The organism is Dactylosporangium sp. CA-233914, from assembly GCF_050942935.1.
Taxonomy (GTDB): domain Bacteria; phylum Actinomycetota; class Actinomycetes; order Mycobacteriales; family Micromonosporaceae; genus Dactylosporangium.
The window spans coordinates 11,208,544-11,230,814 of record NZ_CP192030.1 but is presented as its reverse complement, the minus strand read 5'-3'; the positions used below and the strand labels follow the sequence as shown (position 1 = coordinate 11,230,814).

20 protein-coding genes are annotated in these 22,271 nt (G+C 72.5%); 7 read left to right on the top strand and 13 right to left on the bottom strand.

Annotated features, from left to right (window positions below; genetic code table 11):
• The first annotated feature begins 139 nt into the window (after positions 1–139).
• Positions 140–832: a hypothetical protein gene (locus tag ACQPY0_RS49945; protein ID WP_432977932.1), complete on the top strand. Its 693-nt coding sequence runs from the start codon at positions 140–142 to the stop codon at positions 830–832.
• A gap of 147 nt (positions 833–979) precedes the next feature.
• Here the strand turns inward: ACQPY0_RS49945 and ACQPY0_RS49940 are convergent, their stop codons facing one another.
• Positions 980–3,469, bottom strand: a complete 2,490-nt coding sequence (locus tag ACQPY0_RS49940; protein WP_432977929.1) for a SpoIIE family protein phosphatase — start codon at positions 3,467–3,469, stop codon at positions 980–982.
• A 138-nt stretch (positions 3,470–3,607) separates the two neighbouring features.
• Here ACQPY0_RS49940 and ACQPY0_RS49935 point away from each other — a divergent pair, with 138 nt between their 5' ends.
• A complete protein-coding gene (locus tag ACQPY0_RS49935; RefSeq protein ID WP_432995732.1) occupies positions 3,608–4,864 on the top strand; it encodes a glycosyltransferase in 1,257 nt (418 codons plus the stop codon).
• A 220-nt stretch (positions 4,865–5,084) separates the two neighbouring features.
• Entirely contained in the window at positions 5,085–5,897 is an 813-nt protein-coding gene (locus ACQPY0_RS49930) for an RNA polymerase sigma factor SigF (protein WP_432977926.1), read from the top strand.
• Between the two features lie 46 nt (positions 5,898–5,943).
• Here ACQPY0_RS49930 and ACQPY0_RS49925 read toward each other — a convergent pair whose 3' ends face one another.
• Genes ACQPY0_RS49925 through ACQPY0_RS49910 form a run of 4 tightly spaced genes read right to left on the bottom strand, consistent with a single transcriptional unit; the run spans position 5,944 to position 7,965 of the window.
• Positions 5,944–6,702 (bottom strand): metallophosphoesterase family protein, encoded by a 759-nt coding sequence (locus ACQPY0_RS49925; RefSeq protein ID WP_432977923.1) that lies wholly within the window; start codon positions 6,700–6,702, stop codon positions 5,944–5,946.
• Positions 6,699–6,944: a hypothetical protein gene (locus tag ACQPY0_RS49920; protein ID WP_432977920.1), complete on the bottom strand. Its 246-nt coding sequence runs from the start codon at positions 6,942–6,944 to the stop codon at positions 6,699–6,701. Before ACQPY0_RS49920 ends, ACQPY0_RS49925 begins: the two co-directional genes overlap by 4 nt.
• Positions 6,945–6,956: 12 nt before the next feature.
• Positions 6,957–7,556 carry a nucleotidyltransferase family protein gene (locus ACQPY0_RS49915; RefSeq protein WP_432977917.1) on the bottom strand — a complete coding sequence of 200 codons (600 nt, stop codon included), beginning with the start codon at positions 7,554–7,556 and terminating at the stop codon, positions 6,957–6,959.
• A gap of 22 nt (positions 7,557–7,578) precedes the next feature.
• Positions 7,579–7,965: a hemerythrin domain-containing protein gene (locus tag ACQPY0_RS49910; RefSeq protein ID WP_432977914.1), complete on the bottom strand. Its 387-nt coding sequence runs from the start codon at positions 7,963–7,965 to the stop codon at positions 7,579–7,581.
• A gap of 114 nt (positions 7,966–8,079) precedes the next feature.
• On the opposite strand from ACQPY0_RS49910, the gene ACQPY0_RS49905 reads away from it, so the two are divergent.
• The 3 genes from ACQPY0_RS49905 (at position 8,080) to rocD (ending at position 10,407) form a co-directional block, all read left to right on the top strand.
• The gene (locus tag ACQPY0_RS49905) at positions 8,080–8,295 is read left to right on the top strand and encodes a hypothetical protein (RefSeq protein WP_432977911.1); all 216 of its coding nucleotides are present in this window, start codon (positions 8,080–8,082) and stop codon (positions 8,293–8,295) included.
• A gap of 103 nt (positions 8,296–8,398) precedes the next feature.
• On the top strand, positions 8,399–9,190 hold the full coding sequence (gene ddaH, locus ACQPY0_RS49900) for a dimethylargininase (protein ID WP_432977908.1): 792 nt from the start codon (positions 8,399–8,401) through the stop codon (positions 9,188–9,190).
• A complete protein-coding gene (rocD, locus tag ACQPY0_RS49895) occupies positions 9,187–10,407 on the top strand; it encodes an ornithine--oxo-acid transaminase (RefSeq protein ID WP_432977905.1) in 1,221 nt (406 codons plus the stop codon). The genes ddaH and rocD overlap by 4 nt, the downstream gene beginning before the upstream one ends.
• Before the next feature lie 114 nt (positions 10,408–10,521).
• Here the strand turns inward: rocD and ACQPY0_RS49890 are convergent, their stop codons facing one another.
• The 5 genes from ACQPY0_RS49890 to ACQPY0_RS49870 form a co-directional block, all read right to left on the bottom strand.
• Positions 10,522–11,835 (bottom strand): nitric oxide synthase oxygenase, encoded by a 1,314-nt coding sequence (locus ACQPY0_RS49890; protein WP_432977902.1) that lies wholly within the window; start codon positions 11,833–11,835, stop codon positions 10,522–10,524.
• Positions 11,836–12,003: 168 nt separating this feature from the next.
• The gene (locus ACQPY0_RS49885; RefSeq protein WP_432977899.1) at positions 12,004–13,020 is read right to left on the bottom strand and encodes an ABC transporter permease; all 1,017 of its coding nucleotides are present in this window, start codon (positions 13,018–13,020) and stop codon (positions 12,004–12,006) included.
• Positions 13,017–13,988, bottom strand: coding sequence for an ABC transporter permease (locus ACQPY0_RS49880; protein ID WP_432977896.1), 972 nt, complete (start codon positions 13,986–13,988; stop codon positions 13,017–13,019). Before ACQPY0_RS49880 ends, ACQPY0_RS49885 begins: the two co-directional genes overlap by 4 nt.
• Positions 13,985–15,496, bottom strand: a complete 1,512-nt coding sequence (locus ACQPY0_RS49875; RefSeq protein WP_432977893.1) for a sugar ABC transporter ATP-binding protein — start codon at positions 15,494–15,496, stop codon at positions 13,985–13,987. The genes ACQPY0_RS49880 and ACQPY0_RS49875 overlap by 4 nt, the downstream gene beginning before the upstream one ends.
• A gap of 77 nt (positions 15,497–15,573) precedes the next feature.
• A complete protein-coding gene (locus ACQPY0_RS49870) occupies positions 15,574–16,662 on the bottom strand; it encodes an ABC transporter substrate-binding protein (protein ID WP_432977890.1) in 1,089 nt (362 codons plus the stop codon).
• Between the two features lie 256 nt (positions 16,663–16,918).
• On the opposite strand from ACQPY0_RS49870, the gene ACQPY0_RS49865 reads away from it, so the two are divergent.
• Entirely contained in the window at positions 16,919–19,036 is a 2,118-nt protein-coding gene (locus ACQPY0_RS49865) for an NPCBM/NEW2 domain-containing protein (RefSeq protein ID WP_432977887.1), read from the top strand.
• A gap of 61 nt (positions 19,037–19,097) precedes the next feature.
• Here ACQPY0_RS49865 and galK read toward each other — a convergent pair whose 3' ends face one another.
• From galK to ACQPY0_RS49850, 3 genes are read right to left on the bottom strand one after another with little or no spacing between them, the layout of a single operon-like run.
• Positions 19,098–20,228: a galactokinase gene (gene galK, locus ACQPY0_RS49860; protein WP_432977884.1), complete on the bottom strand. Its 1,131-nt coding sequence runs from the start codon at positions 20,226–20,228 to the stop codon at positions 19,098–19,100.
• Complete coding sequence (gene galT, locus ACQPY0_RS49855; protein ID WP_432977881.1) at positions 20,225–21,313, bottom strand: galactose-1-phosphate uridylyltransferase; 1,089 nt, start codon at positions 21,311–21,313, stop codon at positions 20,225–20,227. Before galT ends, galK begins: the two co-directional genes overlap by 4 nt.
• A 21-nt stretch (positions 21,314–21,334) precedes the next feature.
• Positions 21,335–22,114 carry a DeoR/GlpR family DNA-binding transcription regulator gene (locus ACQPY0_RS49850; RefSeq protein WP_432977878.1) on the bottom strand — a complete coding sequence of 260 codons (780 nt, stop codon included), beginning with the start codon at positions 22,112–22,114 and terminating at the stop codon, positions 21,335–21,337.
• Between the last annotated feature and the right edge of the window lie 157 nt (positions 22,115–22,271).

The following is a 22,271-nucleotide window of genomic DNA, read 5'->3' as shown; positions in this document are numbered from 1 at the left end:
AATGGTCAACGTCCAGGGTTTGGCGGCGAATGTGCAACAACTCGAACGGGCCGCAGCCGCCGCGGAACCGTGCTGCGGCACTGCGCGAGCGGCGCCGACAACGCCCTCGCCCCGAGCCGCCGGCCCGCGCCCGTCCGGGGTGAGCGGGCGGGGCGGCGGGTCGGCGGCCGAGGCGCTCGTCGTCGCGGCACCGGAAGGCATCATGGTGGCCGTGTACGAGTTGGACGTCGTCGCGCCGGACAGCCTGGGCCGGTTCGTCTACCGCTGGTACGGCCCACCCGACCGCCCGCCGGCCGTCGCCGTCCAGGGCGAGGGCGAGGGCGAGGGCGTGGGTGTCCCGGGGGCGTTGCTCGAGTGGCATCGACTGGCCGCGCGGTACACGTTCCCGCTGAGCCGCGATCATGTCATGCTGCCGCCGGGCGGGGCGCGGTTCTGGCAGGGGGCCGACGACTGGTACTCCTACGACGCCGATGCCTTCCGCGACGGCGTGGCCGATCCCGAGGTCATCGAGAGCGACGAGCGGCGCACCGGGCTCGGCCTGTCCCGGTTTCTCGTCTACGCCGCAGTCTACGAGGCGACCTACGCGCCGGTGCACGGGCTCGTGCTCATGCAGCCCGGGGCCGGGGCGCTGCGGGCGGTCAAGGTGCGGCTGCGCGAGCTCGACGACGGGCTGTGGCAGTGGCCGGACCCCGCCACACGATATTACGGCGACGACGACCTGCTCGGGCACCTCGGACCCGATCGGATCGTGATCGCCGCGCGGCATCGGGACGCCCTGGGGCGCTTCGACGGGCTCGCGCTGCCGTGGGACTGGGACTCGCGGTCGCTGTAGGAGGCGAGAAGGCAAGAAGGCAAGCACACGCCTGGGCGGCGAGGAGGTGCAACACGGTCGACCGGGGTTGCGCTCCGCTCTTCCAACAAAACCCTAGCATGCCCGCTGAAATTGAAACCGTTCAGAATGCACACCGTAATCCTCACATCACGGTGTGTGGGCCAGTATCGCGCACACGTCCTCGTCCTCGGGGACGTTGAGGACCGTCAGCACGTGGTTCAGCAGCGTGTCGAAGTTTGTCAGGTCCACCGTCTCGCCGGCTCGGCGGAGCAGCTCCAGGCCGCCGCCGCGGCGGCGGTCCGCGCGGGAACGGCCCGTGGTCGCGTTGCCGCCGGTGCAGAACAGCACGCGGTCGCCGGGGGAGAGGGTCACGGCCGTGTCCGTGTAGCGTATCTGGTCGACCTCGCCCAGGGGCAGCCCCAGCGGGCCGGACAGGACGGTGCCGGCGCCCTCGGCGTCGTAGCGGATCGGGGCCACCTGGCCCGCGGCGGCCCAGCGCAGCTCGCGGGTCTCGGGGGAGTACCGCGCGACGATCAGGCACGCCGTGTGCTCCACCTCCATCGCGCACAGCATGCCGTTGACCGCGGTCAGGATGTCGCCGGGGGCCAGGTCCAGGCTCGCGTGGGCCCGCACGGCGTATCGCAGGCGCGCCGCCGTCGTCATCGAGGACAGGCCGTGGTCGTCGACGTCGCCGAGGACCAGGACCGTGCCGCGGCCGGCGACCGAAGTGGCGTCGTACCAATCGCCGTCGACCGTGCCGACGCGTTCGGGGGAGCGGCACCGGCCGCGGATCTCGACGCCGTCCAGGTGGCCGAGCTCCGGGCCGGTCGGTAGCAGGGTTTTCTGCAGGGTCTCGGCGGCGCGGCGCTCGTCGGCCAGGCGGTGGCGCTGGGCGGCCAGGGCCTCCTCGGCGCGGCGCAGGCGGGCCTCGATCGCGCGCTCCTCGGTGACGTCCTGCACCGTGCCGCGCACGGCGGTGACGTTGCCGGTCTCGTCGTGCAGCGCCTCGGCGGTCAGGCGCAGGCGGCGGCCGTTGACCCGGCCGGCTCCGCGCACCTCGGCCAGCAGCTGCCGGCCCTCGACGATCGTGCGCCGGACCGCGTCCTGCACGGCCAGCAGGTCGTCGGGGTGGACGCTCGCGCTGAGCTCCTCGACCGGGATCCGGCCCGCGTCCCGGGCCGTCTCCCGCCCGCCCTGGCCGCGGTGGAACAGCGCCACGAGCTCGGGGGAGCAGCGCGGCTCCGGGTCGCGCAGGTCCCAGAAGAACGAGCCGATCCCGGCGATGCGCTCCGCCTGCAGGAGCTGGTCGTAGAGCAGGTCGGCCTCGGTGGCGACCCGCCACACCGCGAACACGCGGTCCCAGAGGCGCACGGCGTGCACCGACAGCGTCTGCGGGCCCGGAACACCGTCCGTGCGCGGGTCGGCGCGCAGCCCCTCCAGGCGGCGGGGCCGGCCGTCCTGCAGCACCCGGGCGAACTCCGGCAGCAGCGTCGAGCTGCCCAGCGCCGGATACGCGGCCAGCAGCGTCGCCTCGTCGGGGTCCACCCGGGCCCCGGAGAAGATCTGCCGCGCCAGACCGTTGGCGTACTCCACGCGAAAGTCGACCAGCTGCCCGTCCTCGTGCACCGGTGAGAGCAGCGCCCCCGGGTCCTGCAGGGCGTCCACGACGGTCGGCAGCCACACCTGGGCCGGGGCCGCCGGCCCGCTCTCCTCGCCGGCGACGTGGAACCAGGCGCTGGCGATCTCGTCGCGGATGAGCGCGTCGACCTGGCGCGCGACGGGTTCGAGCAGGGCCGCGACGTATCGCCGCAGCTCCTCGGAGTCCGGCAGCCCCTCGGCCCAGGTCAGCAGGATCCCGCCGACCACCCGTTCGCCGCAGATCAGCGGCGAGGCCAGCAGCGTGTCCCCGCCGAACGGCGGCTGCCCCAGCACCGGGAAGCGCCGGCGGGTCTGCTCGTCGCCGGCCAGCCACAGGGTCTCGGCCTCCTCGGCCGCGACGACCAGCGGCAGGCCCGGGTCCGGGGGGATGCGCGACCAGCGGCTGCGCACCTCGCCCGGCACCCCGAACGTGCCGACGCCGCGCTGGGCGCCGTCCGGGTCGAGCAGGGTCAGCAGCACCGAGGTGGGCGCCGGCCACGCCGTCGGGGCGGTGCCGAGCACGTCGCAGATCTCGTCGTAGCCGCGGGCGGCCGCGATCCGGGCGCTCAGCAGCTGGTGCTGGGACTGCAGGGCCTCCACTTCGGGTGTACGGCCGGCGCGTTTGCGAGCTCCCAGCGGTACGACATCCGGCTTCTTCGCCCCGGCCCGGCTGAGCGCCACGTGCTGGCGCAGCTCGTCGTCGATGAGATTCACCACATCGGGCGCGTTCGGGTCGGGCGAGGTGGTGCCGACGATCGCCGCGGCCACCTCGATGAGCTTGATGTTCGTGCGCTGCGAGAGCCGCACGAGCTGGTCGAAGCCCTGGTCCGGGGTGATCCCGAGCCGCTGCACGAGCACGCCCTTGGCCTGCTCGATCACGGCGCGGTTCCGCATGGCGGTGCGCACCCCGGTCAGCTCGGCGCGCAGCTTCGCCACCAGCGCGGCCAGCGCCTCGGCCGGCTCGGCGCTGCCGCCGTCCGCGGGGGCACTCTCGGCCATGCCTCTCCCTTTTCTCTCCGTATCCCTCTGCGTACTGCACGGGCTGCCCACCGGCTCGCCCGTTGATGTTTACCACCATCCGGCCCGGGTAGGGGCGGTGGCAGTCAAGCACAGTCGGGTTCGGTGGAGGTCGGTGTCTTGAGGATCGCCCTGGTCGCCGCCCAGGCGAGCCCGCTCGCGCTGGGCCGCCCCGGCGCCGGAGGCCGGCACACGCACGTGGCGGCCCTCGCACGGGCACTGGGGCGGCTGGGGCACGAGGTGCGCGTGTACGTGCGCCGCGAGGATCCGAAGCCCGGCGACCAGGTTGAGTACGCGCCGAACGTCACCGTCGAGCACATCGCCGCCGGCCCCGACGCGCCGCTGCCCCCCGACGACCAGCTGCCGCTGATGGGCGACTTCGGCCGCGCGCTCGCCGCCCGCTGGGGCGGCGCCGACACGGGCCCGGATGTCGTCCATGCCCACTACTGGCTCTCCGGCCTCGCCGCGCTCACCGCCACCGCTGACGTGCGCCGCCCGGTCGTCGTCACCTACCACGGCCTTGCCGCCGCCGAGCGCCGTCACCTGCCCGTCGACCGCAACGGTGGCCCGGGTCCCCGCGCCGGCCTGGAGCGCACGCTGGGCTCGCTCGCCGACCGGGTCGTCGCCCAGAGCGAGGACGAGGTCACGGAGCTGGGCCGGATGGGGGTCCGCCGCGCCGGTACGGTGATCGTCCCGTCCGGCGTCGACACTGAAACGTTCACGCCGTCGGGCCCCGCCGCCGACCACCGCCGCCCGGGCCTGCGCCGCATCCTCAGCGTCGGCCCGCTCGTGGAGCGCAAGGGCTTCGGAGACCTGGTCGAGTCCCTGCGCCGCGTTCCCGGCGCCGAGCTTGTCGTCGTCGGCGGCCCCGATCCGGCCCGCCCGCCCCGCGACCTCGACCGCGATCCCGAGGCCCGCCGCCTGCTGCAGCTCGCCGACAAGGTCGGCGTCGCCGACCGCGTCCGCATCATCGGCGCCGTCACCCAGGAGGAGCTCGCCGGCTGGTACCGCTCCGCCGACGTCCTGGCCTGCGCCCCCTGGTACGAGCCGTTCGGCCTCACCCCGCTGGAGGCGATGGCCTGCGGCGTGCCCGTGGTCGCCTACGAGGTCGGCGGCATCGGCGAGAGCGTCATCGACAACGTCACCGGCGTGCTCGTCCCGCCCCGTGACGTCAAGGCGCTCGCCGGGGCGCTGCGGGCCCTGCTCGGCGACGAGGTGCGCCGGATGAGCTTCGCCAGCGCCGCCATCGACCGGGTTCGTTCGCGGTACACCTGGGAGCGCACCGCCACCGAGCTCGAGCGCGTGTACCGCACCGTCACCGGCGCCGCCGCCACGTCCGAGGACGAGGACGACGAGGCACTCTCCGAGGTTTCCTGAACACGGTCGGTGTTGCGCGCCTTGCTGGGCGTGTACGCATCGGGGTACGTTGGTGTGACCGATTCCGGGATGTCACCACCACCCGGATGGCCTCGGCGGATCGTCAAGGCTGGTCGGCGTAGCCGCCGACGCCCACGGACTGGCTTCCTCTCCGCCCGGACCGCCCCTGGTGCCCTCGCGCGCGGCGGATCCCGGGCCGGTAAGGCAGGGGGAACCCCTCATGACTGTCACCGCCCATTCGGTGCGCACGCCGCGCACCGCCCGCACTCCCGGCACGGAGGCCGAGGCCGCCGCCCAGGCGCTGCTCACGCTCCTGGCCGACCTCCCCGCCGACAGCCCCGACCGCCCCCGCGTCCGGGCGCGGCTGATCGAGCTGTACCTCCCGCTCGCCGAGTACCTCGCCCGGCGCTTCCGCAACCGCGGCGAGCCCCTCGACGACCTCAACCAGGTCGCCGGCGTCGGCCTCATCAAGTCCGTCGACGGCTTCGACCCGTCCCGCGGCGCCGCCTTCACCAGCTACGCCATCCCGATGATCGTCGGCGAGATCAAGCGCCACTTCCGCGACAAGGGCTGGGACGTACGCGTGCCCCGCAGGCTGCAGGAGCTCCGCCTGGAGCTCGGCCGGATCTCCGCCGGCCTGGCCCAGGAGCTCGGCCGGTCCCCGACCGTCGCCGACCTGGCCGCCCGCCTCGGCGTCACCGAGGAGGAGGTCATCGAGGGGCTCGAATCCGGGCACGCGTACCGCGTCCTGTCCATCAACGCCCCCGCCGGCGGTCCCGAGGCCGGCGCCGAGATCGCCGACCTGCTCGGCGGCGCGGACCGGGCGCTGGAGGAGGTCGACGACCGCCAGGCGCTGCGGCCGCTGATCGCCCGCCTGCCGGCCCGCGAGCAGCACATCATCGCCATGCGCTTCTTCGGCAATCTGACCCAGGTCCAGATCGCGCGGCAACTGGGCATCTCCCAGATGCACGTGAGCCGGCTGCTGGCCCACGCGCTGGCTTTCCTGCGCGGCGAGCTGGCCGAACCCCGATGACATCCGGCATTTCGCATGCGCGAGTATCGACGCGCGCGGCGGTGGGTCAGGCCGGCGCGAGCAGCGGGGCGACCGACAGCTGGTACACGTTGTAGGCCTGCTTGATCACCGGGTGCGCCACGTTGCGGACCGGCACGCCGCCCGGTGTCATCCCGCGCTCCGACCCCGCGTGCGCGTGCCCGTGCAGGGCCAGGCCCACGCCCGGCGCGGCGTCGATCGCCTGGCCCAGGCGGTACGAGCCGAGAAACGGATAGATCTCCAGCGGCTCGCCGAGCAGGGTCTCCGGCACCGGCGAGTAGTGCGTCAGCGCGATCCGCACGTCGCAGTCCAGCCCGGCCAGCGACGCGCCGAAGCGGTCCGCCAGCTCGCGGCCGTGGCTGGTGAAGGCCTTCATCTCCGGCTCGCCGAACTCGCTCGCGCAGGCGCCGGCGAAGCCGCCACCGAAGCCCTTCGTGCCCGCGACGCCGACGCGGATGCCGGAGCAGGACAGGACGGTGCCGGAGCACTCCAGGACGGTCAGGCCGGCGTCGCGCAGTGCTGAGGCGACCGCCTCCGGCTCGTCGGAGTGGTAGTCGTGGTTGCCCAGGATCGCCACGACCGGCACCGGCAGGCCGCCGAACTCGCGGGCCACGCAGCGCGCCTCCTCGGCGGTGCCGTGGCGGGTCAGGTCGCCGGCGAGCAGGAGCAGGTCGGCCTTGCCGCCGAGGTGCTCCAGCGCCGGGCGGTAGCGGCCGACGACGTCGGCGTCGAGATGCACGTCGCCGACCGCGGCCACACGGACGAAGCCATCGCCGGTCGCCGTCACAGCTCCTCCACCTCTTCCGGCTCGTGGACCCGGGTCAGCCCGATGTTGCACTGCACGGGCAGGTCCGGGAACGCCTCGGCGACCACCCGGCAGATCAGGTCGCGCCGTTCGGTGCACTCCACCTCGCCGACGAGCGCGATCCCGGATTCGGTACGCACGAAACGGATCCCCTGCTCCGTGATGCGTTCGTCCTCGGCGAGCAGGTGCTGCAGCTCGCCCTCGACGTACTGGTCAATGGCCATCGTGTCGTCCCCCTACACCGCCGCCGCCAGTGCGCTGGCCTCGGCCAGCGACATCACGCCGAGCCGGTCGATCAAGAACAGGAAAGCATGGGCGTACGGCGAGTGGGCCGTTTCCCGGTACACCCGCGGCCAGTCGATCTGCTCGCGCAGCGAGCGCGCCACCGGCAGGCCGCGTGCGAAGTCGCAGTAGTGCGCCGACCACGTGAGCACCTTGTGGATCATCAGCTCGGTCGCCGAGAGGACGGGCATGTGGCAGGCGTTGACCGCGATGATGTCGGTGTCGCGCAGGGTCGCGTCCGTCACGGGCCGCTGCACCGGGCAGAAGATGAGGTCGATGAGCAGGTCGCCGTGGTCCGTGGCGTCCCACACCTTGACCAGCCAGCCCTCGGGCGGCACCTCGCCGCGGAAGCCGATCTCGCACAGCGCGGTGAGCACCCGATCGGCGTCCTCCGCCTTGATGAGGAAGTCGATGTCGTGGTCGACGGACTCGCCGCCGCGGGCGTACACCGCGAAGCTCCCCGCCAGACAGAACGGGATGCCCGCCTCCTTGAGATGGAACGCGGCCTTCTTGAGTGTGGCAATCAGCGGCTGCCTGTCCTCGGAAACGGCCATGTCTGAGGGCTTACCCGCCCGGTCATTGCGTCACACGCGCCGATCGCAGCAGGTCGCCCAGGCGGTGCAGCAGCGCGGCCGGGCACGCCTGGGCCAGGCGGGGGAACAGCTCGGTCTCCTCCTGCTGCATGTGCGCCCGGACCGCGTCGAAGCGCTCGGCGGTCAGCGGCACGAACGAGGCGTGCTCGGCCTCCTCGTACGCGGCGATCTCCGGCCCGGCCGGCAGGTGCTCGCGCAGCGCCGGGTGCAGCAGCCGCGCCTCGGCCGCCGCGTGGCGCGACAGCGCGGCGGCGGCCGCGGCCAGGGCGGCGCGGCGGCGCTCGGGGGAGGGCGCGGTCTCGACGTCGGCGAAGAGCGACTCCAGCCGGCGGTGCTCGGCGACGAGGAGGTCGAGGAGATCCGCCGGCATGCAGCAGGCGTACCCATGGCGGGCATCCGCTAATCGGTCGCGCCGCCGGATGCTCGTCGATATGGGGCGGGCCGGCCTTCCCTGAAGTTGGTACATGTGTTCGAATGATCCACCATGGAGCGCAGAAAGCACTGGTGGAACGGCACCTGGGGGCGGCTGGCCCGCCGCGACGTGTTCCTCTTCGAGGACGCCGGCATCTGGTGGGTCGAGTCCCGCGAGGGCGGCGCGGACGGGCGCAGCCGGCGCTACGAGTTCGCCGACGAGGACAGCGCGATGAACTGCGTCTCGGGGCTGCTCGCCCAGCCCGGCAACTGGCGAGAGCTCAGGTAGACGCAACGAATCGCCGGCATTTGGCAGTACTGAACAAGGAAGATGCATCAAGAAGCACCGGATCGCAATGGTTCGCCGCGTTGGGTGGCCGTAGGTTGTGACCATGAGCCACCGTTACCTGATGTGCCGCCCGACGTACTTCGCGGTGGACTACGCGATCAATCCGTGGATGGACCCGACCGCGCCGGTCGACACCGCGCGGGCCGTGGCGCAGTGGACGACGCTCTACGAGCTGTACCGGTCGCTGGGGCACACCGTCGAGCTCATCGAGCCGATCCCCGGCCTGCCCGACATGGTCTTCGCCGCCAACGGCGCGACGGTCGTGGACGGCCGGGTCTACGGCGCGCAGTTCCGCCACCCCGAGCGCGCCGACGAGGGCCCGGCCTACCTGGAGTGGTTCGCCCGCAACGGTTTCGAGGTCCACGCGGCCAAGAACGTCAACGAGGGCGAGGGTGACCTGCTGCTGGCCGGCGACTGGCTGCTGGCCGGCACCGGCCTGCGCACCGAGCACGCCGCGCACGCCGAGGCCCAGGAGCTCTTCGGCCGCCCGGTGCTCACGCTGCAGCTGGTCGACCCGCGCTACTACCACCTCGACACCGCGCTCACGGTGCTGTCGCGGGACAACATCGCGTACTACCCGGGCGCCTTCTCCGCCGGCAGCCAGGCCGTCCTGCGCCGGCTCTACCCGGACGCGGTCGTCGCCACCGCCGAGGACGCCGCCGTGCTGGGCCTCAACGCGGTCAGCGACGGCCACCGGGTCGTCCTGCCCTCCGCCGCCACCCGCCTGGCCGGGGCGCTAGCGTCGAAGGGGTTCCAGCCGGTGCCGGTCGACGTGTCAGAACTGCACAAGGCCGGTGGCGGCCCGAAATGCTGCACGCTGGAGGTCCGGGCATGACGTCGGTTGCGAATCTCACCGCCCCCGCGGTGCAGGAGGCCGAGCAGTACACCGCGCACAACTACCACCCGCTGCCGGTCGTCATCGCCGAGGCGGAGGGTGCCTGGGTCACCGACGTCGACGGCCGGCGATACCTCGACTGCCTGGCCGGATACTCGGCGCTGAACTTCGGCCACCGCCACCCCGCCCTGATCGCCGCCGCCCACGAGCAGCTCGACCGGGTCACGCTGACCAGCCGCGCGTTCCTGCACGACCAGTTCGGCCCGTTCTGCCGCGAGCTGGCCCGCCTCGCCGGCAAGGACCTGGTCCTGCCGATGAACAGCGGCGCCGAGGCGGTGGAGACCGCGATCAAGGTGTCCCGCAAGTGGGGCTACAAGGTCAAGGGCGTCCCCGACGGCCGCGCCACGATCATCGTCGCGGACGGCAACTTCCACGGCCGCACCACGACCATCGTGAGCTTCTCCACCGACCCCGAGGCGCGCGCCGACTACGGCCCCTACACCCCCGGCTTCGTCGTCGTGCCCTACGGCGACCTCGACGCCCTGGCCGCCGCGATCGACGACACCACGGTCGCGGTGCTGCTGGAGCCGATCCAGGGCGAGGCCGGCGTGCTGGTCCCGCCGCGCGGCTACCTGCCGGGCGTGCGCCGCCTGTGCACCGAGCGCGGCGTGCTCTTCGTCGCCGACGAGATCCAGTCCGGCCTCGGCCGCACCGGCGCCACCTTCGCCTGCGACGACGAGCAGGTCGTCCCCGACATGTACGTCCTGGGCAAGGCCCTCGGCGGCGGCATCGTCCCCGTCTCCGCGGTCGCGGCGAACCGCGAGATCCTCGGCGTCCTGCGCCCCGGCGAGCACGGCTCCACCTTCGGCGGCAACCCGCTGGCCTGCGCCGTGGCCCGCGCGGTCATCGGCCTGCTGGAGACCGGCGAGCCGCAGGCCCGCGCCCGCGAGGTCGGCGCCCGCCTGCACGAGCGCCTGGCCGGCCTGGTCGGCCAGGGCCTGACCGCGGTCCGCGGCCGGGGCCTGTGGGCCGGCATCGACATCGACCCGGCCCTGATGACCGGCCGCGAGGCGAGCGTGCGCCTCATGGCCCGCGGCGTGCTGGCCAAGGATACCCACGGCTCGACCCTGCGCCTGGCCCCGCCGCTGGTCGTCACCGCGGAGGAGATCGACGTCGCCGTGGATGCCCTGGCCGAGGTCCTGCGCTCAGCAGCCTGACACAGAAGAGAAGAAGAAGATCGCGGGCTGGCGTGCCGTTCCGCTGTCTGCACCCTACCCGGCCGCCCAAATTTTCGGACAAATCCCGCGCCGGAGCGTGACCGCCCCGCCACACTACCGGCGTAGCAGGCGGCCGAGCCAGCCCGGCCGCTGGGCGGGGACCTGTGCCGGAGGGGCGATCGGGGTGGCCGGGCGTACGGTCGGGGCCGGAGCGGGGCGCGGCCGGGGCACCGCGTGCGCCACGGGGCAGCGGCCCGCCGGGGTGATCGGGGAGCGGCCCCGCCGCCCGAGCTCGCGCGCGTCCGGGTCCAGGTAGAAGCCGGGGCGCTGGTCGGCCTCGTGGTAGTAGCGGTGGAAGACACCGGTGGTCGCGGGGCTCATCGGGGGCACGATCCAGGACCAGTCGGCGGGGACGCGGCGGCCCGAGCGCTCCTCGCCGGCGATGTGGGCCAGGAACCGCTCCGACTCGGTGTGGTGGTCGCTGATGCGCGCGCCCGCCCGGTCGAAGGAGTGCAGGACCGCGTGGTTGAGCTCGACCAGGGCCCGGTCCTTCCACAGGGAGCGCTCGGTGCTGGTGTCCAGGCCCATGCGCGCCGCGACGAGGGGGAGCAGGTTGTACCGGCCGGGATCGGCCAGGTTGCGGGCGCCGATCTCGGTGCCCAGGTACCAGCCGTTGAACGGCGCCAGCGGATAGTCGACGCCGCCGATGCTCAGGCGCATGTTCGAGATCGCCGGGACGGCGTGCCAGCGCAGGCCCAGCTCGGCGAACCAGCGCAGCTGCGGGTGCTCGATCGGCACCTCCCACACCGCGTCCTCCGGCAGCTCGTGCAGGGTCACGGAGCCGCCGGGGGCCTCGATCGCCAGCGGCAGCACGTCGAAGGGGTTGTCGGGCTTACCTGACCAGCCGTACTGCTGCAGCGTCTCGGTGAACTGGACGTACTGCGGATCCCCCACGACGGTGCCGTCGGCGGCCCGGTGCCCGGCGTAGCGCACGAGCTGGTCGTTCCACAGCCGGGTGGCCGGGCGGCCGGGCGTGTGCGGCGCGAAGATCGAGATGACCGGGCGGATCACGCGGCGCTCGCGCTGGCCGGCCGTGCGCAGGTGGCGCACCAACTCCTCGGCGACCTCGCCGGGCTCGGTGACCTTGCGCAGGTCGCGCACGACCAGGCTGCGCCAGTACAGCCGGCCGATGCAGCGGCTCGCGTTGCGCCAGGCGACGCGGGCGCCGAAGACCAGCTCGTCGTACGTCTGCACGTACGTGCCGGTCTCGGCGATCTCGGCGCGCACGCGGGCGATGCGCTCGCGGCCGTCGCCGGCCGGCTGCTCGTGGTGGAACAGGGCGAGGAACTCCTCCGCCTCGGCGGGATCCACCGGGGTGTGCGAATCCCATTCGGGCCCCGGCGTGTCGCGGTATCCGGGAACGCTCACGCGTACCTCCCAACGCTTGCGGACGGCACCCATCGTGTAAGCGCGGCCGGAAGCGAGGTCGCACACCGTGTGCGCCTGGCATCGCAGGGTCAGCAATTGCAAGTTGCAGAACGCTGGAGGGCGCCGCCGATCCGGCCGGCGACGCCCCCCCCAGCGGTTCGGCCCGGCCTATCCGGACGCGACCCGGCGCAGCCGGGCCAGGTAGGTCTGGGCCACCACGACCAGCGCGATGAACGCCCCGCTGATGACCGTCTGCCAGGCCGAGGTGACCGTGCCGATCTGGTTGATGAGGTTCTGGATCACCTGTAGTAGCAGCACGCCGGCGATCGTGCCGCCGAGCGTGCCGGCCCCGCCGGTCAGCAGCGTGCCACCGATGACGACCGCGGCGATCGCGTCCAGCTCCATGCCCGTGCCCAGGACCGTGACGCCGGAGCCGAGCCGGGCGGCGTTGATCGCCCCGGCGAGGCCCGCCAGGAGGCCGGACAGGACGTACACCCGGATCTGGGTGCCGCGGACTCGCACGCCCATCAGGCGGGCGGCGTCCTGGCTGCCGCCGACCGCGTAGACGGACTGGCCGAAGCGCGTGCGGTACAGCAGCAGCATCCCGGCCGCGAAGAGCGCCACGACGAGGTAGACCGGGTAGCCGATCCCGGCCAGCTCGCCCGTGCCGAAGTGCTTGAACGAGTCGGTCTTGACCAGGTAGGTGTCGGCGCCCTCGCTGGACAGCGCCAGCATCAGGCCCCGCGCCCCGAGCAGCCCGGCGAGCGTGACGATGAACGGCGCCAGCCGCGCGTAGGCGATGATGAGACCCTGGGCCAGGCCGAACGCACCGCACACGGCCAGCGGCAGCGCGAAGGCGGCCCAGGTGCCGAACTGCGACGCCCACGCCGCCAGCACCCCGCCCAGCACGTAGAGCGAGCCGACGGACAGGTCGATGCCGCCGCTGATGATGACGAACGTCATGCCGAGCGCGATCAGCGCCGGCGGGGCGGTGGAGATGAGCACCGTGCCGGCGTTGTCGTAGGTGCGGAACGTGTCGAACGAGACGACCCCGACGACGACGACCAGCGCGAGCACCGCCAGGGCGCCCTGGCGCTGGACGAGCTCGGCGATCCGCTCGGTGCGCGCCGCCGCGGCCTCGGCCCTCTCCACCTTCGCCGGGGGAATGACGACCGCGTTGTTCATCGGGCTCTCCGTTCGCGGGCCGCGTAGACGGCGACCAGGATGATGACCGCCTGGACCATCTGCGCGGTCGAGTCGCGCAGGTTGTTGGCGATCATCGTCGCGGTCAGCAGCTGCATGAGCAGGGCGCCGGCGACGGTGCCCAGCACGCGCACCTTGCCGCCGGTCAGCGGGGTGCCGCCGACGACCACCGCGGTGATCGCGGAGAGCTCGATGAGCAGGCCGATCCGGGAGGCGTCGGCCGAGCCGATGCGGGCCACCTGGATGACGCCGGCCACCGCGGCGAGCATCGCGCTGATGACGTACACCGTGACGAGCACCCGCCGCACCGGCACGCCCGCGAGCACCGCGGCCGGCCGGTTGTCGCCGATGGCCAGCAGGCGGCGGCCGAAGACGGTGCGGCGCACCACGAAGCCGACGACGACGGCCAGGACGGCGGCGATCCAGACGGTGTACGGCACGTAGCAGAACTGCCCCGTGCCGATCTCGATGAAGTTCTTGTCGTGGATGTCCTTGTAGCGGCCGCTGGAGAGCACGAGCGCGATGCCGCGCCCGGCGACGAGCATGGCCAGGGTCGCCACGATCGGCTGGAGGCCGACGAAGGCCACCAGGCCGCCGTTGATCAGGCCGATCGCCAGGCCCCCGACGAGGGCGAGGACGATCGCCGGGGCGGGGCCGTAGCCGAGGTACAGCGGGATGATCGCGGCCCCGAGGGCCATCACGGACCCGACCGACAGGTCGATGCCCTCGGTGCCGATGACCAGCGCCATGCCCAGCGCCACGATCACCACCGGGGTGACCTGGACGAGCTGGATGCGCAGGTTCGACCACGCGAGGAAGTTGTCGGTGTAGACGATGTTGAACAGCACGAGGACCAGCAGCGCCACGTAGACGCCGTACGCCGGCAGCAGCTGCCGCCAGCGGGAGCGTTCGAACCCCCTGGCCGCGGGGGGAGCGGTCGTGTCCGTCATGACGAGGCCACCGCGATCACGTTCATCAAATGCTCCGTCGTCACCTCGTCGCCGCGCAGCATGCCCACGACGGCGCCATCACGCAGTACCACCACCCGGTCGGAGCCCTCGATGAGCTCCTCGGCGTCCGAGGACACCAGCACCACCCCGAGGCCGTCGGCGGCGAGCTCGTCGATGAGCGCCTGGACCTCGGCCTTCGCGCCGACGTCGATGCCCCGCGTCGGCTCGTCCAGCAGCAGTACCTTCGGCCCGCTCGCCAGCAGCCGGGCCAGCAGGACCTTCTGCTGGTTGCCGCCGGAGAGGTCGCCGACGCGCTGGTGGGGGCTTGCGGCCTTGATCCGCAGCCGGGTCATGAACGTCGCCACGATCTCGTCGACGCGCCGCTCCGAGACCACGCCGGCGGTGGCCAGCCGCGGCAGTACCGCCAGGGCGATGTTCTCGCGCACCGACAGCCCCAGCGCGATGCCCTCGGCCTTGCGGTCCTCGGGCTGCACGGCGATGCCGGCCCGCAGCGCGCTGACCGGCGTCGGGCGGCGCAGCTCGCGCCCGCCGACCTCGACGGTGCCGGAGTCCAGCGGCAGCGCCCCGGCCACCGCCTTGATGGTCTCGCTGCGTCCGGCGCCGAGCAGGCCGCCGAGGCCGACCACCTCGCCGGGCTGGACCTCGAAGCTGACCCCGGTGAGCCGGTGGCGGCTGTTGAGGCCGGTGGCCCGCAGCGCCGGGGTGCCCGCGGCGGCGTCGTGCCCGCCCTCGAAGCTGGTGAAGGAGCGCTCCGCGGAGACGGGCCGGCCGAGCATGTGCGAGACGAGCTCGACGCGTTCGAGGCCGGCGAGCTTGCCGGCGTGCACGAGCTTGCCGTCGCGCAGGATCGTGACGGTGTCGCAGATGCGGTACAGCTCGTCGAGGCGGTGACTGACGTAGATGATGCCGACCCCGCGCTCGTGCAGCCGGTGGATGACGCCGAAGAGCGTCTCCACCTCGCGCGGCTCCAGCGAGGAGGTCGGCTCGTCCATCACGACGACCTTGGCCTCGACCATGACGGCCCGGGCCAGGGCGACCATCTGCTGGGCGCCCAGCGGCATCAGCCCCAGCGGGCGGCGCACGTCGGAGGTGATGCCGTAGCCGGCGAGGAGGCCGGCCGCCTCGCGGTTCATCCGGGCGACGTCGACGAGGCCGAGCCGGTTGCGCGGCTCGCGGCCGAGGAAGAGGTTGCGCGCGACGCTCATGAGCGGGACGAGGTTGACCTCCTGGTAGATCGTGGAGATGCCGGCCGCCTGGGCGTCGAGCGGGCCGCCGAAGCTGACCGGCTCGCCCTGGTAACGCACCTCGCCGCCGTCGGGGCGGTAGACGCCGGTGAGGACCTTGATCAGGGTCGACTTGCCGGCCCCGTTCTCGCCGACCAGGGCGTGGACCTCGCCCGCGCGCAGTGTGAACGAGACGTCGTCGAGCGCGCGCACGCCCGGGAACTGCTTGCCGACCCCGGCGACTTCGAGCAAGGGCTGGGACATGTGTTGCCTCTTTCCGCGCGTCGAGCCCCTGTCCGCGAGGGCGCGGCGGCCTTCGCGGGCAGGGGCCTCGAGGCCGCTCAGTAGGACAGACCGATGTCCGACGCCGCGTTGGTCGAGTCGTACTCGCGGTCGGAGATGATGATGTTCTCCGGAATCGCCTCACCGTTGAAGAACTTCTCGGCGGTGGAGAAGGCGAGCGGGCCGAAGCGCGGGTTGGACTCGATGACCGAGTAGATCCAGCCGTCCACGATGCCCTGGACCGCGCCCTTGGTGCCGTCGATCGTCACGATCTTGACGTCGCCGGCCTTCTTGCTCGCGCCCTTGAGGGCCGTGACGGCGCCGAGAGCCATCTCGTCGTTCTCGGCGTAGATGCCGTTGACGTTCGGGTTGGCCTGCAGCAGCTGCTCGGCGGTCTTCTGGCCTTCTTCGCGGGAGAAGTTGCCGGTCTGCTCGAAGACGATCTTGATGCCGGGGGCGACCTTGGCCATCTCGTCCTTGAAGCCGCTGGTGCGCAGCGTGGTCACGTTGTTGCCGGGTGCGCCCAGCAGGATGGCGACCGTGCCGGTGTTGTTGAGCGCCTTGGCCATCTTGTCGGCGGCCCGCTTGCCCTGCTCGGCGAAGTCGGAGCCGATGAAGGTCAGGTAGTTGGTGCAGCTCTTGGCGTTGATCTTGCGGTCGATCGTGATGATCGGGATCTTCTTCGCCGCGGCCTTGGCGAACACCGAGTCCCAGCCGTCCGAGTTCAGCGGGGCGATGACCAGCAATTGGACGCCCTGGTCGATCAGGGTGCTCACGTCGGTGATCTGCTTGTCGAACTTCGAGTCGGCGTTGGTGGTCTTGAGGTTGGCCTCGGGGATGCCCAGCTTCTTCGCCTCGTCCTTGATGGACTGCGTCTCGGCGATGCGGAAGGGGTTGGCCTCCTTCTCCGACTGCGAGAAGCCGACCTGGGCGGTCTTGAGGTCGATCTTGGTGCCGCCGAACTGCTGCAGGGTGCAGGTGGCCCCGCCCGCGTCGGCGGACTTCGTGGCCTGCGCGGCGGCGGAGGCGTTCGTTGTCGAGCCGGACCCGGTGTTGTCGTCCTCGGACTTCGCGCACCCGGTCATCAGCAGGGCCGCGGCGCTGAGCACGGCCAGCGCGGGCCGCCAGCGGCCACGCATATCGATCATGGTGTTACTCCCTTTTGGCCGAGGGGTCGACGGGGGTGTATGTGCGGGACCTCCATCGAGGTGTATCGCATTCACTCATCCTTAAACTTTTTCTGTCAAGACTTTCCACCCAGCCACCCAAAACCAAACACCAACTGTCACATGTCCGAGACCTGGGCGATGCCGGATCGACATCGATGAACGACCTTGTGTGATTGCGTCGGCAGGCGTACAACGAAATCCAACATCTTCGATCTCGTATCGCCTGGGAGTTGTGATGATCCGATCTCCCGGGGCGCTCAAGCGCGCCCTGACCGCCGCCGCCACGGCCCTTGGGTTGGCCGTGTGCGCCGCCGTCCCGCTCGTGGTGACAGCCGTGTCGCCCGCCGCGGCGGCCGCGACACCCCAACCGGGACCGCTCACCGCCCCGGTCATGGGGTGGAACAGCTGGAACCGCTTCGGCTGTGACATCGACGAGAACCTGATCAAGGCGACCGCCGACGCCATGGTCAGCACCGGCCTGCGCGACTCCGGCTACACGTACGTCGACATCGACGACTGCTGGATGGCGGGCACCCGCGACGCCCAGGGCCGCCTGCAGCCCGACCCCGTGCGCTTCCCGGGCGGGATCGCGGCGCTGGCCGACTACGTGCACGCCCGCGGCCTGAAGCTCGGCATCTACTCCTCGGCCGGCACCGCCACCTGCCAGGGCCTGCCGGCGAGCCTCGACCACGAGGTCACCGACGCGCAGACGTGGGCGTCGTGGGGCGTGGACCTGCTCAAGTACGACAACTGCAACAACCAGGGCCGGCCGGCGATCGACCGGTACAAGGCCATGGGCGACGCGCTCAAGGCGAGCGGGCGGCCGATCGTGTACAGCCTGTGCAACTGGGGCAACGACCAGCCGTGGGTGTTCGGGCCCAACGTCGGCGGCAGCTCCTGGCGCACCACCGACGACATCAACGCCAGCTGGGGCAGCATCACCTCGATCCTGGACCAGCAGGCCGGGCTGGAGCCGTTCGCGCGCAAGGGGTACTACAACGACCCCGACATGCTCGAGGTCGGCAACGGATCGCTGACCCAGGACGAGAACGTCGCCCACTTCTCGCTGTGGTCGCTGCTGTCGGCGCCGCTGCTGCTCGGCAACGACCTGCGCTCGGTGAGCGCGTCGACGCTGGGCATCCTGCGCAACGCCGACGTGATCGCCGTCAACCGCGACTGGGGCGGCTCGCAGGGCCGGCGCATCGCCGACGTCGGCGACCAGGAGGTGTGGGCCAAGCCGATGAGCGACGGCTCGGTCGCCGTGGTGCTGTTCAACCGCGGCGCGGCGCCGGCGACGATCGCCACGACCGCGGCGGAGCTGGGCCTGGCCGGCTCGAGCTCGTACACCACGAAGAACCTCTGGACCGGCGCCACCGCGTCCACGGCGGGCGCGCTGAGCGCGTCGGTCGCCGCGCACGGCGTGGCGATGTTCCGCGTCACCCGGGCCGGCACCCTGGCCGCGGCCCCGGCGGCCGGCACCTACCAGGTCAGCGACATGACGTGGGCGGCGTCGAGCAACGGCTGGGGCCCGGCTGAGCGCGACCGCTCCAACGGCGAGCAGGCGGCCGGCGACGGCAGCACGCTCAACATCGGCGGGACGACGTTCGCCAAGGGCATCGGCGCGCACGCGGACGGGGCCGTCCACGTGTACCTCGGCCGCGCCTGCCGCACGTTCACCGCGCAGGTGGGCGTCGACGCCGAGACGGGCACGGCGGGCTCGGTGCGCTTCGCGGTCTACGGCGACGGGCGGCTGCTCGGGTACAGCCCGGTGAAGTCCGGCGGGCAGGCGCCGACCCGCCTGACGGTCTCCACGGGCGGCTACCTGACCCTGGAGCTGCGGGTGACGGACGCCCGCACGAACGGCATCACGAGCGACCACGCCGACTGGGGGAGCCCGACCCTGGTGTGCGGCACTCCCGGCACCGGGTCGGCCGTCAGCGACCGCACCTGGGGCACGGCGAGCAACGGCTGGGGCCCGGCCGAGCGGGACATGTCCAACGGCGAGCAGGCTGCGGGCGACGGCAGCGTGCTCACCGTCGGCGGGGTCTCCTACCCGAAGGGCGTCGGGGCCCACGCCGCCGGCGACGTCACCGTGCCGCTCGGGGGCGCGTGCAGCCGCTTCACCGCCGTCGCGGGGCTGGACGCCGAGGTGGGGACGAGCTCCACCGGGGTGACGTTCAGCGTGCTCGGCGACGGGGTGACGCTCTACAGCAGCCCGACGGTGACGGCCGGCGCGCCGGTGGCGGTCGACGTCGACGTGTCCGGGCGCGCGAACCTGCGGCTCGTCGTGGGCTCCGCCGGAAGCATCGACTTCGACCACGCCGACTGGGCGGATGCACGTCTCGTGTGCTGAGGCGGCGCGCTCATTCCTGCCTTGACGCTACCAGACCCATTCAAGTTGATCTCCGAACGCACTACCCAGCGTAGTCGATCTTGTGAGTCCCCTCCGCCGGGGTGACCACGAAGGCGTCGGGGGGCGTGAAGCCGGCTTCGGCGAACGCCTCCCGCACCGCCGCCTCCACCGCCGCGCACCGCTCGGCGTCGACCAGTGCGAGCACGCAGCCGCCGAAGCCGCCGCCGGTCATCCGCGCCCCGTACGCCCCGGCCCGCAGGGCGGCGGACACGGCCGTATCCACCTCGGGCACGGTGATCTCGTAGTCCTCGCGCATGGAGGAGTGCGAGGCGGTCATCAGCGGGCCGACGGCTCGCGCATCCCCGGACCGCAGCGCGGCCACGGTGTCGAGCACCCGCTGGTCCTCGGTGACGACGTGGCGGACCCGCTTGCGCATCACCTCGTCGTCCAGGCGGGCCAGGGCCGCCTGCAGGCCGTCGGGCTCCACGTCGCGCAGCGCCGGCACGTCGAGGATCTTCGCCGCCTCCTCGCAGTCGCGCCGCCGGGCCGCGTACTCGCCGGTGACGTGCGCGTGCGGGGCCCGGCTGTCCACGACGAGGATCGCCAGGCCCTGCGCGGCCAGGTCGAACGGGACCTGCTCGGTGGCCAGGGACCGGCAGTCCAGGAACAGCGCGTGCCCGGCCCGGCACAGCGTCGAGGCGGACTGGTCCATGATGCCGGTCGGCGCCCCGACGTATTCGTTCTCGGCCCGCTGCGCCAGCCGCGGCCGCACCGCCATCGGCACGTCGAATCCGCCGAGGTCCAGCAGCACCGCCAGGACCGCGCACTCGATCGCCGCGGAGCTGGACAGCCCGGCGCCGGAGGGCACGTCGGAGGTGATGGCCAGGGCCGCGCCCGGGACGTCGTGTCCGGCCTCGCGCAGCGCCCACACGACCCCGGCGACGTAGGCGGCCCAGCCCTCCACCTTCTGCGTGCCGTCGAAGGTCACCGTCTCGCCCGTCTGCTCGGACCACACCGTCCACGAAGGACGGTCCAGGCGCCGGCCGCCGACGACGGTGCTGTGGGGCAGGGCGAAGGGCAGCACGTATCCGTCGTTGTAGTCGGTGTGCTCGCCGATGAGGTTCACCCGCCCGGGGCTCGCCCACACGGCGTCGTACGGGCCCTCGGGAAGCCGCTGTCCGGCGGTGCTCACAGGTCCACCTCGCGCAGCATCTGGGCGGCCTGCTCGGGCCGCACGTCGTTGACGAAGACGCCCATCGCCGACTCGGAGCCGGCCAGGTACTTGAGCTTGCCCGGCGCCCGCCGCGTGCTGAACAGCTGCAGGTGCAGGTAGGCGAGGTCCCGGGCGACCCGCACGGGGGCCTGGTGCCAGGCGGCGATATAGGGCATGGCCAGGCCGAACAGGCCGTCCAGGCGGCGCAGGACCTCCAGGTAGAGCGGGCCGAACGCGTCGCGCTCGGCGCAGCTCAGCGCCGGGATGTCGGCGACCTGGCGGTTGGGGTACAGGTGGATCTCGAAGGGCCAGCGGGCCGTCGCGGGCACGAACGCCGTCCACAGCTCGTTGCCGGCCACGATGCGGGTCCCGGCGGCGCGCTCGGTGGCCAGCACATCGGCGAAGAGGTTGTTCGCCCCGGCGCTGCGCTCGCGGTGCTCGCGGGCCGAGCGCAGCATGCGGCGGGTGCGGGGGGTCACGAAGGGGTACGCGTAGATCTGCCCGTGCGGATGGAAGAGCGTGACACCGATCTCCTCGCCGCGGTTCTCGAAGCAGAAGACCTGCTCGACGTCGTCGCGGGTGGACAGGTCGGCGGTGCGGTCGGCCCACGCCTCCAGCACCGTGCGCACGCGGGCGGGCGACAGCGAGGCGAACGAGGCGTTGTGGTCGGAGGTGAAGCAGACGACCTCGCAGCGGCCGGCGGCCGGGCGGGTCGGCACGAGGCCGGGCAGGATGTCGCCCTGGGCGGGCCCGACGCGGTGGCTGAAGGACGGGAAGCGGTTCTCGAAGACCACGACGTCGTACTCGGGCGACGGGATCTCGCTGTGCCACTGCGGCGTGGAGGGGCACAGGGGGCACTGGTCGCTCGGCGGGAGGAAGGTGCGCGACTGCCGGTGCGCGGCGATCGCGACCCACTCGTCGAGGACGGGGTCGTGCCGCATCTCCGACGCCGGTGGGGGCGGCGGCAGATCCCGTTGGTCGACGGCGTCGCGGGACGCGTCGTCGCGCTCATCGAAGTAGATGAGTTCCCGGCCGTCGGCGAGGTGGGTGACCGTGCGCTTCACTCGTTCTCCAGGGTCCTGGGCTTAGCCGTTCGGATCGACGACGATGAGCTCTCCGACGCGCTCGGCGAGCTGCACGCGCGCCTCCGCGGCCAGCCCGACGTCGGTGATGAGGATGTCCGCCTCGTCCAGCGGGGTGATGGTCGCTATCCCCACCATTTCCCACTTCGTGTGGTCGGCCAGCACCACGAGCCGGCGCGCGGCCGCGACCAGCAGCCGGTTGGTGCCGGCCTCCATGAGGTTGGGCGTGGTGAAGCCGGTGCGCGGGCTCATCCCGTGCACGCCGAGGAACAGCACGTCGACGTTGAGGGAGCCGATCGCCGCCTCGGCCACGGGGCCGGCCAGCGCGTCGGAGGGGGTGCGGATCCCGCCGGTGAGCACGACCGTCTGGTCGGGGCGCCCGGCGTGGTACAGGGTGTCGGCGACCGGGATCGAGTTGGTGACGACGGTCAGTCCCGGGACGTCGACGAGGTGCGCGGCGAGGGCGGCGGTGGTGGTGCCGGCGGAGAGCGCCACGGCGGTGTGCGGCTCGATGAGCTTCGCGGCCCGTTCGGCGATCGCCGCCTTCTCGTTGCGCTGGCGCACCGACTTGGCGTCGAAGCCGGGCTCCTCGGTCGAGCCGGGCCCGGCGATCGTCGCGCCGCCGTGCACCTTGTCGACCAGGCCCCGCTCGGCCAGCGCCTCGAGGTCGCGCCGGATGGTCATGTCGGAGACGCCGAACTGGCGGACCAGCTGGCTCACGCGCACGCCACCGTGGCGGCGGACCAGATCGAGGATGGCCGCCTGCCGTTGCTGTGCGAGCATCACGCTGTTCCCTTCGCAGGCGCAGCGGGGGTGTGCACGACTGCGCGAGTGACCGGACCCACAACGGATCCCAACGCAGACGTTACGTCTCCAGCCCGTCGGTGCGCCCCGCTGGCTCGGTCGAAGTCGTCGGCCGCTCGCATGGCGTACAGCTTCG